The 14530-nt window shown below is 40.9% G+C and carries 18 protein-coding genes; all 18 read left to right on the top strand.

The window, feature by feature from the left end:
- Window positions 1–3 precede the first annotated feature (3 nt).
- Genes fliJ through flhG form a run of 18 tightly spaced genes read left to right on the top strand, consistent with a single transcriptional unit; the run spans window position 4 to window position 14530 of the window.
- Window positions 4–447, top strand: a complete 444-nt coding sequence (fliJ, locus tag QA442_RS13765) for a flagellar export protein FliJ (RefSeq protein WP_014663970.1) — start codon at window positions 4–6, stop codon at window positions 445–447.
- An 11-nt stretch (window positions 448–458) separates the two neighbouring features.
- Entirely contained in the window at window positions 459–1064 is a 606-nt protein-coding gene (locus QA442_RS13760) for a MotE family protein (RefSeq protein ID WP_095431300.1), read from the top strand.
- 12 nt (window positions 1065–1076) lie between these two features.
- On the top strand, window positions 1077–2540 hold the full coding sequence (locus QA442_RS13755; protein ID WP_095431301.1) for a flagellar hook-length control protein FliK: 1464 nt from the start codon (window positions 1077–1079) through the stop codon (window positions 2538–2540).
- Window positions 2537–2959, top strand: coding sequence for a flagellar hook assembly protein FlgD (gene flgD / locus QA442_RS13750; protein WP_014663973.1), 423 nt, complete (start codon window positions 2537–2539; stop codon window positions 2957–2959). Before QA442_RS13755 ends, flgD begins: the two co-directional genes overlap by 4 nt.
- A gap of 21 nt (window positions 2960–2980) precedes the next feature.
- Window positions 2981–3775, top strand: a complete 795-nt coding sequence (gene flgG, locus QA442_RS13745; RefSeq protein ID WP_040083173.1) for a flagellar basal body rod protein FlgG — start codon at window positions 2981–2983, stop codon at window positions 3773–3775.
- Window positions 3776–3814: 39 nt separating this feature from the next.
- Window positions 3815–4030, top strand: a complete 216-nt coding sequence (gene swrD / locus QA442_RS13740) for a swarming motility protein SwrD (protein WP_040083172.1) — start codon at window positions 3815–3817, stop codon at window positions 4028–4030.
- A complete protein-coding gene (gene fliL, locus QA442_RS13735) occupies window positions 4027–4449 on the top strand; it encodes a flagellar basal body-associated protein FliL (RefSeq protein ID WP_014663976.1) in 423 nt (140 codons plus the stop codon). Before swrD ends, fliL begins: the two co-directional genes overlap by 4 nt.
- A gap of 33 nt (window positions 4450–4482) precedes the next feature.
- Window positions 4483–5481 carry a flagellar motor switch protein FliM gene (gene fliM / locus QA442_RS13730; RefSeq protein WP_003220879.1) on the top strand — a complete coding sequence of 333 codons (999 nt, stop codon included), beginning with the start codon at window positions 4483–4485 and terminating at the stop codon, window positions 5479–5481.
- Window positions 5471–6610, top strand: a complete 1140-nt coding sequence (gene fliY, locus QA442_RS13725) for a flagellar motor switch phosphatase FliY (RefSeq protein ID WP_014663977.1) — start codon at window positions 5471–5473, stop codon at window positions 6608–6610. Before fliM ends, fliY begins: the two co-directional genes overlap by 11 nt.
- A gap of 25 nt (window positions 6611–6635) precedes the next feature.
- A complete protein-coding gene (gene cheY / locus QA442_RS13720) occupies window positions 6636–6998 on the top strand; it encodes a chemotaxis protein CheY (protein WP_014476812.1) in 363 nt (120 codons plus the stop codon).
- Window positions 6999–7012: 14 nt separating this feature from the next.
- Complete coding sequence (fliZ, locus tag QA442_RS13715; RefSeq protein WP_071580715.1) at window positions 7013–7669, top strand: flagella biosynthesis regulatory protein FliZ; 657 nt, start codon at window positions 7013–7015, stop codon at window positions 7667–7669.
- Window positions 7662–8327, top strand: a complete 666-nt coding sequence (gene fliP, locus QA442_RS13710) for a flagellar type III secretion system pore protein FliP (protein ID WP_003245692.1) — start codon at window positions 7662–7664, stop codon at window positions 8325–8327. Before fliZ ends, fliP begins: the two co-directional genes overlap by 8 nt.
- A gap of 14 nt (window positions 8328–8341) precedes the next feature.
- Window positions 8342–8611: a flagellar biosynthesis protein FliQ gene (gene fliQ, locus QA442_RS13705; RefSeq protein WP_003220888.1), complete on the top strand. Its 270-nt coding sequence runs from the start codon at window positions 8342–8344 to the stop codon at window positions 8609–8611.
- A 7-nt stretch (window positions 8612–8618) separates the two neighbouring features.
- Window positions 8619–9398 carry a flagellar biosynthetic protein FliR gene (gene fliR, locus QA442_RS13700; RefSeq protein WP_014663979.1) on the top strand — a complete coding sequence of 260 codons (780 nt, stop codon included), beginning with the start codon at window positions 8619–8621 and terminating at the stop codon, window positions 9396–9398.
- Window positions 9398–10480: a flagellar biosynthesis protein FlhB gene (gene flhB / locus QA442_RS13695; protein ID WP_095431302.1), complete on the top strand. Its 1083-nt coding sequence runs from the start codon at window positions 9398–9400 to the stop codon at window positions 10478–10480. The genes fliR and flhB overlap by 1 nt, the downstream gene beginning before the upstream one ends.
- Before the next feature lie 32 nt (window positions 10481–10512).
- Window positions 10513–12546, top strand: a complete 2034-nt coding sequence (flhA, locus tag QA442_RS13690; RefSeq protein ID WP_095431303.1) for a flagellar biosynthesis protein FlhA — start codon at window positions 10513–10515, stop codon at window positions 12544–12546.
- Window positions 12546–13643, top strand: coding sequence for a flagellar biosynthesis GTPase FlhF (gene flhF / locus QA442_RS13685; protein WP_095431304.1), 1098 nt, complete (start codon window positions 12546–12548; stop codon window positions 13641–13643). The genes flhA and flhF overlap by 1 nt, the downstream gene beginning before the upstream one ends.
- Window positions 13634–14530 (top strand): flagellum location/number ATPase FlhG, encoded by an 897-nt coding sequence (flhG, locus tag QA442_RS13680; RefSeq protein ID WP_082033009.1) that lies wholly within the window; start codon window positions 13634–13636, stop codon window positions 14528–14530. The genes flhF and flhG overlap by 10 nt, the downstream gene beginning before the upstream one ends.

Raw genomic sequence — 14530 nt, 5'->3', positions numbered from 1 at the left:
AACGTGGCTTATCAATTTAGATTCCAAAAGCTGCTGGAACTAAAAGAAAATGAGAAAGACCAATCCTTATCCGATTATCAGCAATCAGTTTCTGAATTTGAAAACGTTGCTGAAAAATTATATGAGAGTATGAGCAAAAAAGAATTACTAGAACAAAATAAAGAAAAGAAATTAAAAAGCGGCATGAGTGTACAGGAAATGAGGCACTACCAACAATTTGTCTCAAATCTTGATAATACGATTTATCACTATCAAAAGCTTGTCATTATGAAAAGAAATCAAATGAATCAAAAACAAGAAATTTTGACAGAGAAAAATATTGAAGTGAAAAAGTTTGAAAAAATGCGTGAAAAACAGTTTAAAATGTTTGCTCTTGAAGACAAAGCTGCAGAAATGAAAGAAATGGACGATATTTCGATTAAGCAGTTTATGATTCAAGGCCATTAGGAGCGAATGTAATGTCCGGCAAAAAGAAAGAATCAGGTAAGTTCCGTTCGGTTTTGCTTATCATTATCCTCCCGCTGATGTTTCTTCTAATCGCAGGGGGGATTGTTCTTTGGGCTGCTGGTGTCAATGTGATCCAGGATGCTGCGGCAAAAACGCCGGTTCTTAAGGAATTGGTTCCTGAAACCGAAAATAAAAAAGACACAGCATCAAGTAAGGATAGCAGTAATACGGCAGCTCTGGAAAAGACCATTAAAGATCAAAAAAGTGAAATCAGTATATTGAATAAAGATTTAGAAACAAGCAAATCGGAAATCGATAGGCTCAATCAAAAGATTCGTTCACTTGAAAAGACGGCGGAGGACCAAAAAAAGTCATCTGAAGATCATACTGAGGGAACATCAGACTCGAAAGCTTCTTCTAAAAATGACAAAGTGATCAGTGTGTACAAAAGCATGGACAGCGGAAAGGCTGCGAAAATTATTGCCCAATTAAAGGAGCAAGAAGCACTGAAAATATTGAATGGCCTAAGCAAAAAGCAGCTTGCTGACATATTGGCAAAAATGACTCCTGAGCAAGCAGCAACCTATACAGAAAAAATTGCTGCCAGCCAAGAATAGGGGGAATTAAAGGTGAAGCTGCTTGAATTATCGGGACCTTTGCTGCAAACGACAACGGGTTCTGCCGCTAAAAGCATGAAAAGTAGCCCGGGTGTTTTTCAAAACTGGCTTATATCTGAGGCAGGTTTAAAGGAACTCTCAGAACAAGAAAAGGGTACTCCGAATTCCGGAGGTCAGCTTTTAGAAGATGCGCTTAAAAAGATCGGTGAATGGCTAAAAGCAAGTCCTGAAGATCAAGACAAACAAAATGCGGGTCTTCTGCAAACATTAAGCAAACTGACAGGGAAGCAATTGGATGCGAATGCTCTGCAAATGTTGCAAAATCTTTTGCAAGCAGTTGAATCAAGATTGTCAGGCGGGATGGATCAATTGCTCACAGAAACGGAGAAAATCTTTTCAGAAGCTAAAACGGCTCTGAGTGCCAATGATTCTGCTCCTGACATTAATGGACAACTGAAGACCGATACAGAGCAATCAAATCAGGAAAATGAAGTATCCGAGGCTGCTAAAGAATTGATCTATATCCAGATGTTCATTAGCCAGCTTGTAGAAGGGAATAAGCTGACTGATCGAGGGAACGGCAATGAAGCTCATGCCATTTACCAAAATGGGGATCAATTTCTTTCTGCATTAGAAAAAAAGGGTGTATCTCAACAGCTAATTCAGGATCTTAAACAGCAAATGTTCACCAAAGATGAGTCGAGTTCAAAACTTTATTCGATGACAGCGTCAGAGCTGAAAAGTTTTCAAAGCTTAATGGATCAAATGTCTATGCTCCCTCAAAAAGGGACCAATGAATGGAGTTTAGCTGAAAGCCAGCTGAAAGCTTTCTTGTTATCGAAATCATCCGAATCATCACAAGACTTTGGGAAGCGTGTTTTCACACCGCTTTCGCAGAGTTCATCCAGCAAAAGTGCATCGGATGTTTCTGGAAGTATTCAGCCTGTAGATAGTAAATCAGGACTCCAAATGATGTTTTCAGGGTATCGGGGCATAGGAGGAGTTCAAACACTTGATCTGCAGCAGATGTCATCTGATATACCAAATGCTGAAACAAAAACGGTGGCTGATCAAGTGATCAATGCGTGGAAGCAGATGAAATATACGCCTTTCGGCAGATCAACGGGAAGCTTCACCATTCGGTTGAACCCTGAACATTTAGGATTTGTCACAATCAAGCTGACAAATGAAAATGGAATGTTTCAGAGTAAAATCATTGCATCTAGCCAATCAGCAAAAGAATTGCTTGAACAGCATCTTCCGCAGCTGAAGCAATCATTGCCGAATATGGCCGTCCAAATAGACCGTTTTACTCTTCCGGTCCAAAGCGGGGATCAGCCGATATACGGCCAGCTTGCTGATGAACAGAAACAGCAGCAAGAGGGGCAGAGACAGCAAAGACAGAAAAAGCAATCAAATGATTTTGGCGATCTGCTCGATGAAGTGTCGATGGTTGAAATGGAGGAGGAAGAATGACTTCTATAAGTTCAGAATATAAATTGCCTGAAAAAACGAATACCGTGTCGACGAACAACAGCAGCTTGGGGAAAGATGAGTTTTTAAAAATTTTAATGACTCAAGTTCAAAACCAAGATCCGCTCAACCCGGTTGACGATAAAGAATTTATCAGCCAGATGGCGACTTTTTCAAGCTTGGAACAGATAATGAATCTGAATACAACGATGACTAAATTCGTTGAAAATCAAGATCCGTTTACAACGTATGTTGATTGGATGGGAAAAGAAGTATCTTGGACTGATGGTAAAAGTGCAACAGATAAAACAGGCACAGTAAGCTCTGTTAAACATTCTAAAGGAAATTATTATCTCGTTCTTGATGATGGGACCGAGATCAGTCCTGCGAATGTCATGTCTGTGGGACAATCATCTAAATAAAAAAATCTGGGGGAATACATTATGTTACGTTCACTTTATTCTGGAATCAGCGGTATGAAAAACTTTCAAACAAAGCTTGACGTAATCGGTAACAACATTGCAAACGTGAATACAGTAGGATTCAAAAAGAGCCGTGTGACTTTTAAAGATATGGTAAGCCAAACAATTGCCGGCGGTTCTGCGGCCGGTGCAACTATCGGCGGTACGAACTCTAAGCAAATCGGTTTAGGTTCATCATCTGGCACAATTGATACAATTCATTCAACAAGCGCCACACAAAGTACAGGAAGAGCACTTGATTTAGCAATTGACGGTGACGGTTACTTCCGGATTGATACAGGTGATGGAACAGCTTATACAAGAGCAGGGAACTTCTATTTAGATAATACCGGAACATTGGTTACAGGTGATGGCTACCATGTGTTAAATATGAATGGAGGAACAATTAAAATTCCTACTGATGCTCAAAGCTTTAGCATTGGTCCTGATGGAAAGGTGTCAATTGTTGATGCCGGCGGTCAACCACAAGACGGCGGACAAATCGGGATTGTGACTTTTGCCAACAGTGACGGCTTAGATAAAATCGGGAGCAACTTATACCGTGAATCTTTAAACTCGGGTACGGCCAGTGCAGCGAACCAGCCCGGTGATGGCGGAACAGGTTCTCTTAAATCAGGATTTCTCGAAATGTCTAACGTTGATTTAACTGACGAATTTACTGAAATGATCGTAGCCCAGCGCGGATTCCAATCAAACTCAAAAATTATTACAACATCTGATGAAATCCTTCAAGAACTGGTTAACCTTAAACGTTAAGGAGGGAGGGGAGGCGAGTAATCGCTTCTCCGCTGTTTTATGATAAAAGTAACCCGTTTGAACGGGCAGCCCTTTACACTGAATGCGCTATTTATTGAACAGATTGAATGCTTTCCGGATACTACAATCACTCTGTCAAACGGTAAGAAGTTTGTAGTAAAAGAAGATGAAGAAGCTGTTCTGGAAAAGATCGCATCTTTCTACCGAAACATACAAATATTTTCAATGGATCAAGGAATAGAGGAACCGGAATGAAGAAAAAGTTAATGATCATCTTACTAATTATTCTTATCGTAATTGGTGCTCTCGGGGCAACGGCTTATTTTGTGTTAGGCGGAAAGTCCGAAAAAAGTGAAGCGAAAAAAAGTATTGATGAAATTGTTTCATCTTCTGTTGATGTAGAAGAAATCACAACAAATTTAAAGTCTGATAACATTATCCGTCTTGCTATTAAACTTGAAACTGATTCTGATAAATCAAAAGAAGAACTTGAGAAACGTGATTTTCAAGTGAAAGACGCTGTTATATCACTGCTGGCTGATACGAATGCTGATCAGATTGAGGGAGACAAGGGAAAAGAAACCTTTAAGAAGGAACTAAAAGATAAAATAAATAGCTACCTCCAAGAAGGAAAAGTAGAAAAAGTGTATATTACCTCCTTTAATCTGCAATAAAGCATAATTTGACAGAATACGGAGGTGAGGAAAATGTCAGGAGAAGTTCTCTCCCAAAATGAAATAGATGCACTGCTTTCTGCAATATCAACTGGTGAAATGGACGCTGAAGAGCTGAAAAAAGAAGAAAAAGAGAAGAAAGTCAAGGTTTATGATTTCAAACGTGCGCTGCGGTTTTCTAAGGATCAGATCCGCAGTTTAACGAGAATTCATGACAATTTTGCAAGACTTCTTACCACTCATTTTTCGGCTCAGCTCAGAACCTATATTCATATATCTGTCAGTTCTGTTGACCAGGTCCCTTATGAGGAATTTATCAGATCGATCCCGAACATGACGATTCTGAATCTATTTGATGTCCATCCGATGGAAGGCAGAATTATGATGGAGGTTAACCCCACGATAGCTTATACGATGATGGACCGAGTCATGGGTGGGATTGGAATCAGTCATAACAAGGTTGACAGCTTGACAGAAATTGAAACCAAAATCATTTCTAATTTATTTGAAAATGCACTGGGTAATTATAAAGAAGCTTGGCAGTCAATTGCTGATATTGAACCGGAAATGACTGAGTTTGAAGTGAATCCGCAATTCGTTCAGATGGTGTCTCCTAATGAAACAGTCGTGGTGATCTCACTTAATACTCAAATCGGTGAAATCAGCGGTGTCATTAATCTCTGTATCCCGCATATCGTCCTCGAGCCGCTCATACCGAAGCTTTCAGTCCACTATTGGATGCAATCAGACCGAAATGAGCCAAAGCCTGAGGAAACAAAGTCGCTTGAAAAACGTATCATGACAGCACAAATACCTGTCGTGGCCGAGCTCGGCACATCTGAACTGACAATAGAAGAGTTTTTAAGTTTAGAAGTCGGAGACTGCATAACTTTGGACAAATCAGTCACGGATCCTCTTACTGTATTGGTCGGAGATAAGCCGAAATTTTTAGGACAAGCCGGCCGGGTGAATCGAAAACAGGCAGTGCAAATTTTAGATCACGACATAAGAGGTGAACAAGATGGAGAATAATAGATTATCTCAAGATGAGATTGACGCGCTTCTTAACGGTACTGGCAGCACGCTTGATGAGCCAGAGGTTCCAGAAGTAGATGACTTATCGGAAATGGAGCGTGATGCGATCGGTGAAATCGGTAATATTTCATTCGGCAGTTCTGCGACAGCATTGTCAACACTTTTAAATCAAAAGGTCGATATTACGACTCCGAGCGTAACGGTTATCCCAAAAAGTAAAATCAGCGATGCGTTTCCTGAACCGTATGTAGCGATTGAAGTAAATTATACGGAGGGCTTCAGCGGCAGCAACCTGTTAGTCGTGGAACAAAGTGACGCGGCGATCATTGCTGATTTAATGATCGGGGGAGACGGAAAAGGTGCGGATCCTTCACTGGGGGAAATCCATTTAAGTGCGGTTCAAGAAGCAATGAACCAAATGATGGGATCGGCAGCCACATCAATGTCTACTGTATTCAGTAAAAAAATTGATATTTCACCGCCTCGGGTTGAATTGCTCGATGTAACTGAAGAAAAGGGCACAGACCGTATTCCTGATGATGAAATGCTGGTGAAAGTTTCTTTCAACTTAAAGGTGGGAGAATTAATAGACTCCAGTATTATGCAGCTTTACCCATTAACATTTGCGAAAGATTTAATTTCAAGCCTTATGAATTCAGGAAATGCAGAGGAAGCAACAACGGCGCAGCCTGATGCTACATACGAGCAGCCGAAAGAGCCTGTGACGCCAGAGCCTCGTATTGAACCGAAGCAACAGCAGCCGCAGCCGCCAAAAAGGCAGGGAACAGCAAAAAAAGCAGCGCCAGTTCAGGTTTCACCGGTGGAATTTTCTGCGTTTGATCCAAATGAGGCGACACAAGCCCCTATTAATAATCTGGATATGCTTTTAGATATCCCGCTTTCAATTACTGTTGAGCTCGGCAGAACAAAGAGAAGTGTTAAAGAAATTTTAGAGCTTTCTGCAGGTAGTATTATTGAGCTTGATAAATTAGCTGGTGAGCCGGTAGATATTTTAGTTAATCAGCGTATCGTTGCCAAAGGCGAGGTTGTTGTCATTGAAGAAAACTTCGGCGTAAGAGTCACTGACATTTTAAGCCAGGCAGAGCGCATTAATAATTTAAAATAACGAAACACAAGGAGAGAGATAAATTATGGCACATAGAATTTTAATTGTAGATGACGCAGCATTTATGCGAATGATGATTAAAGATATTTTGGTTAAAAACGGTTTTGAAGTAGTAGCGGAAGCTGAAAATGGAGCACAAGCAGTAGAGAAATATAAAGAGCATTCTCCTGACCTTGTTACGATGGATATCACAATGCCTGAAATGGATGGGATTACAGCATTAAAAGAAATTAAACAAATTGATGCTCAGGCAAGAATCATTATGTGTTCTGCTATGGGACAGCAATCAATGGTTATTGATGCCATTCAGGCCGGCGCTAAGGATTTCATTGTGAAACCTTTCCAAGCTGACCGTGTGCTTGAAGCAATCAACAAAACATTAAGTTAAAGGGTGTACGATTGTTGAAAAAGAGTCAATATTTCATCGCTTTTATTTGTTTTTTCGTTTTATTCACTGTACATCCAATTGCTGCTGCGGCAGACTCTGAGAATTCAACTGTAAACGAATGGTTTCAAAAGAAAGATGAGAAAACTGCAGATAAGTCAGGGCAAAAGGAAGAAAAAACAACAAAAACTGCTGATGAGACGGAGGGAGCGGCTGCTCCTTCTGTCTCAGCTTTTGATTTTGTAAAGATGATTTTCGCTTTACTGTTTGTTATCGTGCTGATTTACGGGCTGGTTAAGCTCATGAACAAAAGAAATCGGCTCCTCAAGCCTTTTCAATATGTTGAAAATATTGGCGGCACATCGGTCGGCCAGAACAGATCCATACAATTGATCAAGGTCGGAAAAAGCGTGCTCGTCGTCGGTGTAGGAGAGACGATCCAGCTGCTGAAAGAAATTGAGGATGAAAAAGAGATTGAAGTCATTCTCAGTCAGCATGAAGAGGCAATGTCAAGCAAAATAGAGTGGCAAAAGTTTGTGAAGCCGCTTAAGAGTTCTGAGCATCAGCCGCAGCAAAAACTGCCTTCATTTTCAAAAGCATTAAAAGAGCAACTTGAAGAGTTAAAACAAAACCGTTCTGAAGGAAAGAAGAAAGGCCCACGTCATCATGAATGAGTTTATAAATATTTTCAGTTCAAGCGATCCGGAAAACGTAAGTTCAACTGTTAAATTACTATTATTGTTAACTGTATTTTCAGTGGCGCCTGGAATATTGATTCTTATGACTTGCTTTACTCGCATCGTCATCGTTCTGTCATTTGTCAGAACTTCACTTGCGACGCAATCTATGCCCCCAAACCAGGTTCTTATCGGGCTTGCGCTGTTTTTAACATTTTTTATTATGGCTCCTACTTTTTCAGAAATTAATAAAGAAGCGCTGACCCCATTGATGGACAACAAAATCAGCTTGGATGAAGCGTATACGAAAGCTGAGGAACCGATTAAAGAATTTATGAGTAAACACACAAGGCAGAAGGATTTGGCGCTGTTCATGAATTACGCAAAAATGGATAAACCTGAATCATTAAAGGATATTCCGCTAACAACAATGGTTCCGGCTTTTGCTATATCAGAGCTTAAAACTGCATTTCAAATAGGGTTTATGATTTTTATCCCGTTTTTAATTATAGATATGGTAGTGGCGAGCGTCTTGATGTCAATGGGAATGATGATGCTCCCTCCAGTTATGATTTCTCTGCCCTTTAAAATATTACTTTTTGTTTTGGTAGACGGCTGGTATTTAATTGTGAAATCTTTGCTTCAGAGCTTTTAGGGTAGGTGCTAAACGTGAGTTCAGAATTTGTAATTTCTATGGCGGAAAAAGCCGTATACGTAACACTGATGATCAGCGGGCCGTTATTGGCCATTGCTTTACTGGTCGGTTTAATTGTCAGCATATTTCAGGCGACAACTCAAATACAGGAACAGACTTTGGCGTTTATTCCGAAAATCGTGGCGGTTCTTCTGGCTCTCATTTTTTTTGGTCCGTGGATGCTGTCGACGATTCTTTCATTTACAACAGAGCTGTTTTCTAATCTAAATCGTTTTGCAGGGTAATGCAGAGATGAATTCAATTATTGACTTATTTCCTGCTTTTTTATTGGTTTTTATTAGAATCTCTGCTTTTTTTGTAACGATTCCGCTATTCGGACATCGAAATGTCCCAGCTGTTCACCGCATAGGCTTTGCTTTTTTTCTGGCGGTTATTTGTTTCAGCACCATTGATAAACCGCCCTCTTTGGAGATAGATGAGCAATATATGCTCTTGGCTTTTAAGGAAGCCTTGGTTGGCCTATGTCTCGGCTTAATCGCTTATATGATGATTGCCGCAGTACAGATTGCCGGCTCGTTTATTGATTTTCAAATGGGATTTTCAATAGCAAACGTTATTGATCCGCAAACCGGAGCGCAAAGTCCGTTGATTGGCCAGTTTATTTATACGATGGCACTTTTGTTTATGCTGAGTGTCAATGCCCACCATTTGCTGCTGGACGGTATTTACTACAGCTTTCAGTATATTTCAGTTGATCAGGCATTTCCGAATTTCGGCGATGAAAAGTTTGCTTATTTTATCGCGAAAAGCTTTAATGCGATGTTTATTATCGCTTTTCAAATGTCAGCGCCTGTTGTGGCCAGTTTATTTCTAGTTGATTTAGCTTTAGGTATCGTGGCTCGAACTGTTCCGCAATTAAATGTATTTGTGGTCGGTCTGCCTTTAAAGATCGCTGTCAGTTTCATCATGCTCATTGTATGTATGTCCGTTATCTTCGTCGTTGTACGGAATGTTTTCAGTTTAACGATTGAAACGATGCGGAATCTTTTAGCATTGGTCGGTGTTTCTTAATGAAGCTTAGAATTGACCTGCAGTTTTTTGCCGGGGAGAAGACTGAAAAAGCCACTCCGAAAAAACGGAAGGATACGCGAAAAAAAGGACAGGTAGCCAAAAGTTCGGATGTCAATACCGCCATTTCTTTACTTGTTATTTTCCTTTCGCTTATTGCAATTGGCCCGTATATGAGAGACAGGCTGCTGTCATTTATAGAAACTTTTTATACCGAATCGCTCACAATGAAGCTCTCAGAATCAAATGTGCATACTTTGTTTGTCAGCTTATTAAAGGATACGGGCATGATACTTGCACCTATCTTGCTTGTAGCTCTTGTTGCAGGGGTTGTAAGCAACTATATGCAGGTTGGATTCTTGTTTTCTGCTGAAGTGATACAGCCTAAGCTTGAAAAACTCGATCCGATCAAAGGCTTTAAACGAATATACAGTATGAGGGCGATTGTGGAGTTGATTAAATCAATTTTGAAAATCGCAGTTGTCGGTTTTGCGGCATTCGCTGTGCTTTGGGTGCATTATGGAGAAATTCTCCGGCTTCCTCTCCTGACACCTGAAGAGGTACTTTCTTTCGTTTCAAAACTCACTTTGTGGATGGGACTGAGCGGTGCAGGTGCTTTATTAATTCTTGCTGGTCTTGACTATTTATATCAGAGATTTGATTATGAGAAAAATATCAAAATGTCAAAACAAGATATAAAAGACGAGTACAAAAAATCTGAAGGTGACCCGATTATTAAGTCTAAAATTAAACAAAGACAGCGGGAAATGGCGATGAGGCGGATGATGCAGGAAGTTCCCAAAGCAGATGTCATCATCACAAACCCTACTCACTATGCGATTGCCCTGAAATATGACGAAGAAAAAATGGACGCTCCTTATATTGTTGCAAAAGGTGTTGACCACCTGGCGTTAAAAATCAGGAAAATTGCTAAAGAGCATGATGTCATGATGGTAGAGAACAGACCGCTAGCCCGTGCGTTATATGATCAGGTGGAAATTGACCAGGCAGTGCCGGAAGAATTTTTTAAAGTCTTGGCAGAAATTCTGGCTTACGTATATAAAACAAAACAAAAAGTATATTGAATTTTTCGATTTAAAAGGAGAGAAAAAACAGCATGTCAACAAGAGATTTATCCGTTTTAATAAGTGTTGTCCTCATTGTGGCGATGCTGGTGATTCCATTTCCTCCATGGCTGTTAAGTATTTTGATCATTATTAATATTTCTCTTGCGTTGATCGTGCTTCTCACCACAATGAATATGCAGGAAGCGCTTCAGTTTTCGATTTTTCCGTCACTGCTGCTGCTTTTAACCCTATTTCGTTTGGGCTTGAACGTCTCAACTACCCGTTCAATTCTTTCACACGGTGAGGGAGGAAAAGTCGTCGAGACATTCGGAAATTTCGTTGTCGGTGGAAATGTATTAGTTGGACTCGTTGTATTTATCATCTTGATTATTATTCAGTTCATCGTCATTACAAAAGGTGCTGAACGTGTTTCTGAGGTTGCAGCAAGGTTTACGCTGGACGCAATGCCCGGGAAGCAGATGAGTATTGATGCTGATTTAAACGCAGGGATGATTACCGAACAGGAAGCGAAGCATCGCCGCGAAAAAGTGGCAAGAGAAGCAGACTTTTATGGAGCAATGGACGGTGCCAGTAAATTTGTAAAAGGTGACGCCATTGCCGGAATCATCATTGTGATGATCAATATTATTTTCGGAATCGTGATCGGAATGCTTCAGCAGGGCATGTCCATTCAAGAGGCCGCTTCACACTTTACGATGCTGACTGTAGGGGATGGAATTGTTTCGCAAATCCCGGCACTGTTAATTTCTACAGCTACGGGTATTGTGGTTACAAGAGCTGCCTCTGAAGGAAACTTAGGGCATGACATTACAGGCCAGCTGTTTGCGTATCCAAAGCTTTTATACGTCGCCGCAGCTACGATCATGCTTTTAGGTATTTTCACTCCGATCGGCATTTTTCTGACGGGGCCGCTTGCGGGGTTGCTTGCTTTTGGCGCTTATACGCTATCTAAATCTGGTAAGGAAAAAGAAGAAGTGGATGAGATTCTTGAGGAAGAGGCTGAGGTTGATGAGCTTAAAAGTCCTGAAAGCGTTGTTCAGCTTCTGCATATAGATCCGATAGAATTTGAGTTTGGCTATGGACTGATACCGCTTGCTGATGCCAATCAAGGCGGTGATTTATTAGACCGCATTGTTATGATACGCCGTCAGTTGGCTTTGGAACTCGGGCTTGTCATTCCTGTCGTGCGGATCAGAGATAATATAGCGTTGCAGCCTAATGAATACCGATTGAAAATTAAAGGAAACGAAGTAGCAAAAGGTGAGCTGTTGCTTGATCATTATTTAGCAATGTCGCCTACACCTGAAGACGATCTGATTGAAGGGATAGAAACAGTGGAACCTTCATTCGGACTGCCGGCCAAATGGATTAGCGAAGCGGTAAAGGATGAAGCCGACATGCTTGGTTATACAGTAGTTGATCCTGCATCAGTCGTTTCAACGCATATTACGGAGAAAATAAAGCAGTATGCTCACGAATTGATCGGAAGGCAGGAGACAAAGCAGCTGATTGATCACTTGAAAGAATCGTATCCAGTCCTGGTTGAAGAGGTTACGCCAAATCCATTGTCTGTCGGTGATATTCAGAAGGTGCTTGCTAAGCTTTTAAAAGAAAAAGTTTCAATTCGAAACTTAGTAACGATCTTTGAAACACTTGCTGACTATGGGAAATTAACAACAGATTCTGATCTTTTGACAGAGTATACAAGACAAGCACTTGCTAAACAAATTACAGCCCAATTTGCCAAAGATAATGAAGTGTTGAAAGTTGTTACTTGCTCGGGCCGGGTAGAGAAGGCTATAGCAGACGGTGTGCAGCAAACGGAACATGGGAATTATTTATCGCTCGAACCAGATATTTCAGAAAGCATTGTGCGTTCTGTCGCTAAAGAAGCTGAACAGCTGTCATTACGTCAGGAAACCGCGATTCTTCTATGCTCGCCGCCTGTCAGAATGTATGTGAAACAGCTTCTGGAACGATACTTCCCTGATCTTCCGGTACTCTCTTATAACGAACTTGAGGCGAATGTTGAGGTACAAAGCATTGGAGTGGTGGATATTTAATGAAAATAAAAAAATTTACTGCTGCTTCAATGCAAGAAGCGGCACTTCTCATCAGAAAAGAATTGGGCAATGAAGCGGTCATATTAAATTCGAAAAAAATTAAAAAGCGAAAATGGTTTGGCCTCATCAACAAGCCTGCTGTTGAAGTGATCGCCGTATTGGATCAGGACTTTCTTGAGAAAAAAACGTCTCAGAAGGCAACTGAACCGAAACAAACATTAAAAACTCCGGTCAGCAGTACGAAAATAGAGGAGAGGACATCCCCTCAAATTTCGGTGCAACAGGAGCAAGGTGATTTTTCAGCATATCAATCTGTACTTCCTGAGCCACTGCGAAAAGCAGAGAAGCTTTTGCAAGAAACGGGAATTAAAGAGTCAACGAAAACGAGCACTCTGAAAAAATTGCTTCGCTTCTCTGTGGAATCAGGCGGCCTTAATGAAGAAAATGTGGTCGGCAAACTTCAGGAATTACTATGCAATACGCTGCCCTCAGCAGACAAGTGGCAGGAACCAATCCATTCAAAGTATATCGTTCTCTTTGGTTCAACAGGGGCTGGTAAAACAACTACACTGGCTAAACTCGCAGCCATATCTATGCTTGAAAAACAGAAAAAAATCGCTTTTATTACTACAGATACGTATCGAATTGCAGCTGTTGAACAGTTGAAAACATACGCTGAGCTGCTGCAGGCTCCTCTGGAAGTTTGTTATACAAAAGAAGAATTTGAGCAGGCGAAGGAGTTATTTTCTGAGTATGATCATGTGTTTGTTGATACAGCAGGAAGAAACTTCAAGGACCAGCAATACATTGATGAACTGAAAGAAACGATTCCTTTTGAGAGCAGCATTCAGTCATTTCTTGTTTTATCCGCGACTGCAAAATATGAAGATATAAAACATATTGTCAAACGGTTTTCATCCGTCCCTGTCAATCAGTTTATTTTTACGAAAATAGATGAAACGACTTCCTTAGGTTCTGTGTTTAATATACTGGCAGAATCAAAAATAGGTGTCGGATTTATGACAAACGGCCAGAATGTGCCTGAGGATATACAGACTGTATCTCCACTTGATTTTGTAAGGATGCTGTGCAGATGAACCGATATGATCAAGCAGCAACTTTACGGGCGAAAATGGAAAAGCGTCAGCGCGTTCTGCCAATGGTTTATTCACAAAAAGCGAAGACACTTGCTGTCATCAGCGGCAAGGGCGGTGTCGGAAAATCTAATATTACCTTAAATATGGCACTTGCGTTACAGGATAAAGGTAAAAAGGTGCTTCTCATCGACCTTGATATTGGGATGGGGAACATTGATATATTAATGGGAAATTCATCGTCTGCCACGATAATCGATGTTTTAACCGATCAGAAGCCGTTGTTACAGTCATTATCCGTTGGCCCAAAGGGTTTGCGGTATATATCAGGTGGAACCGGCCTGGATGTGATGTTTCAACTGGATCAGAGAAAATGGACGTTTTTTGCCAATGAACTTTCTCATGCATTAAGCCAGTTCGATTATGTGCTGTTTGACATGGGAGCAGGATTATCAAAAGATCAACTGCCCTTTATTTTATCAGCAGAAGATATTTTGATCATAACAACTCCCGAGCCGACGGCCATCATGGACGCATACAGTGCTGTCAAGCACTTGGTTTTGACAGGAAATAAGCTTTCGATGAAGGTGGCTGTCAATCGGTGCCGTGACCAAAAAGAAGGGCTTGACGCTTTTGCCCGCCTTTCTCGCACAATTCAAATGTTTTTGGATGTTCAGGTTCAGTTTGCCGGTTCCGTTTCTGACGATGTGATCGTGAGCAAAGCGGTTGTCGAACAGGTTCCTTTTTTCATAAAAAGCCCTCAGGCAAAAGCCAGCCGGTCAGTCCGCCTTTTAGCGGACGCCTTGTTTGAAAGAGAAGAAACGAGACACAAAGAAGACAAACAGACATTTATTGAGAAGTTATCTTCTTTTTTAATGAGGAGGGCTTAA

Origin of the sequence: Bacillus stercoris (assembly GCF_029772985.1) — a bacterium.
Taxonomy (GTDB): domain Bacteria; phylum Bacillota; class Bacilli; order Bacillales; family Bacillaceae; genus Bacillus; species Bacillus stercoris.
Note: the sequence above shows the minus strand (reverse complement) of the source record. Positions and strands in the feature narration are given on the sequence as shown.

Coding starts and splice junctions, on each gene's coding strand:
- flhB (WP_095431302.1), top strand. CDS start 9,398: ATGAAGCTTAGAATTGACCTGCAGTTTTTTGCCGGGGAGAAGACTGAA.
- flhF (WP_095431304.1), top strand. CDS start 12,546: ATGAAAATAAAAAAATTTACTGCTGCTTCAATGCAAGAAGCGGCACTT.
- cheY (WP_014476812.1), top strand. CDS start 6,636: ATGGCACATAGAATTTTAATTGTAGATGACGCAGCATTTATGCGAATG.
- fliY (WP_014663977.1), top strand. CDS start 5,471: ATGGAGAATAATAGATTATCTCAAGATGAGATTGACGCGCTTCTTAAC.
- flgG (WP_040083173.1), top strand. CDS start 2,981: ATGTTACGTTCACTTTATTCTGGAATCAGCGGTATGAAAAACTTTCAA.
- flhA (WP_095431303.1), top strand. CDS start 10,513: ATGTCAACAAGAGATTTATCCGTTTTAATAAGTGTTGTCCTCATTGTG.
- fliM (WP_003220879.1), top strand. CDS start 4,483: ATGTCAGGAGAAGTTCTCTCCCAAAATGAAATAGATGCACTGCTTTCT.
- fliL (WP_014663976.1), top strand. CDS start 4,027: ATGAAGAAAAAGTTAATGATCATCTTACTAATTATTCTTATCGTAATT.
- flgD (WP_014663973.1), top strand. CDS start 2,537: ATGACTTCTATAAGTTCAGAATATAAATTGCCTGAAAAAACGAATACC.
- swrD (WP_040083172.1), top strand. CDS start 3,815: ATGATAAAAGTAACCCGTTTGAACGGGCAGCCCTTTACACTGAATGCG.
- fliR (WP_014663979.1), top strand. CDS start 8,619: ATGAATTCAATTATTGACTTATTTCCTGCTTTTTTATTGGTTTTTATT.
- fliP (WP_003245692.1), top strand. CDS start 7,662: ATGAATGAGTTTATAAATATTTTCAGTTCAAGCGATCCGGAAAACGTA.
- QA442_RS13760 (WP_095431300.1), top strand. CDS start 459: ATGTCCGGCAAAAAGAAAGAATCAGGTAAGTTCCGTTCGGTTTTGCTT.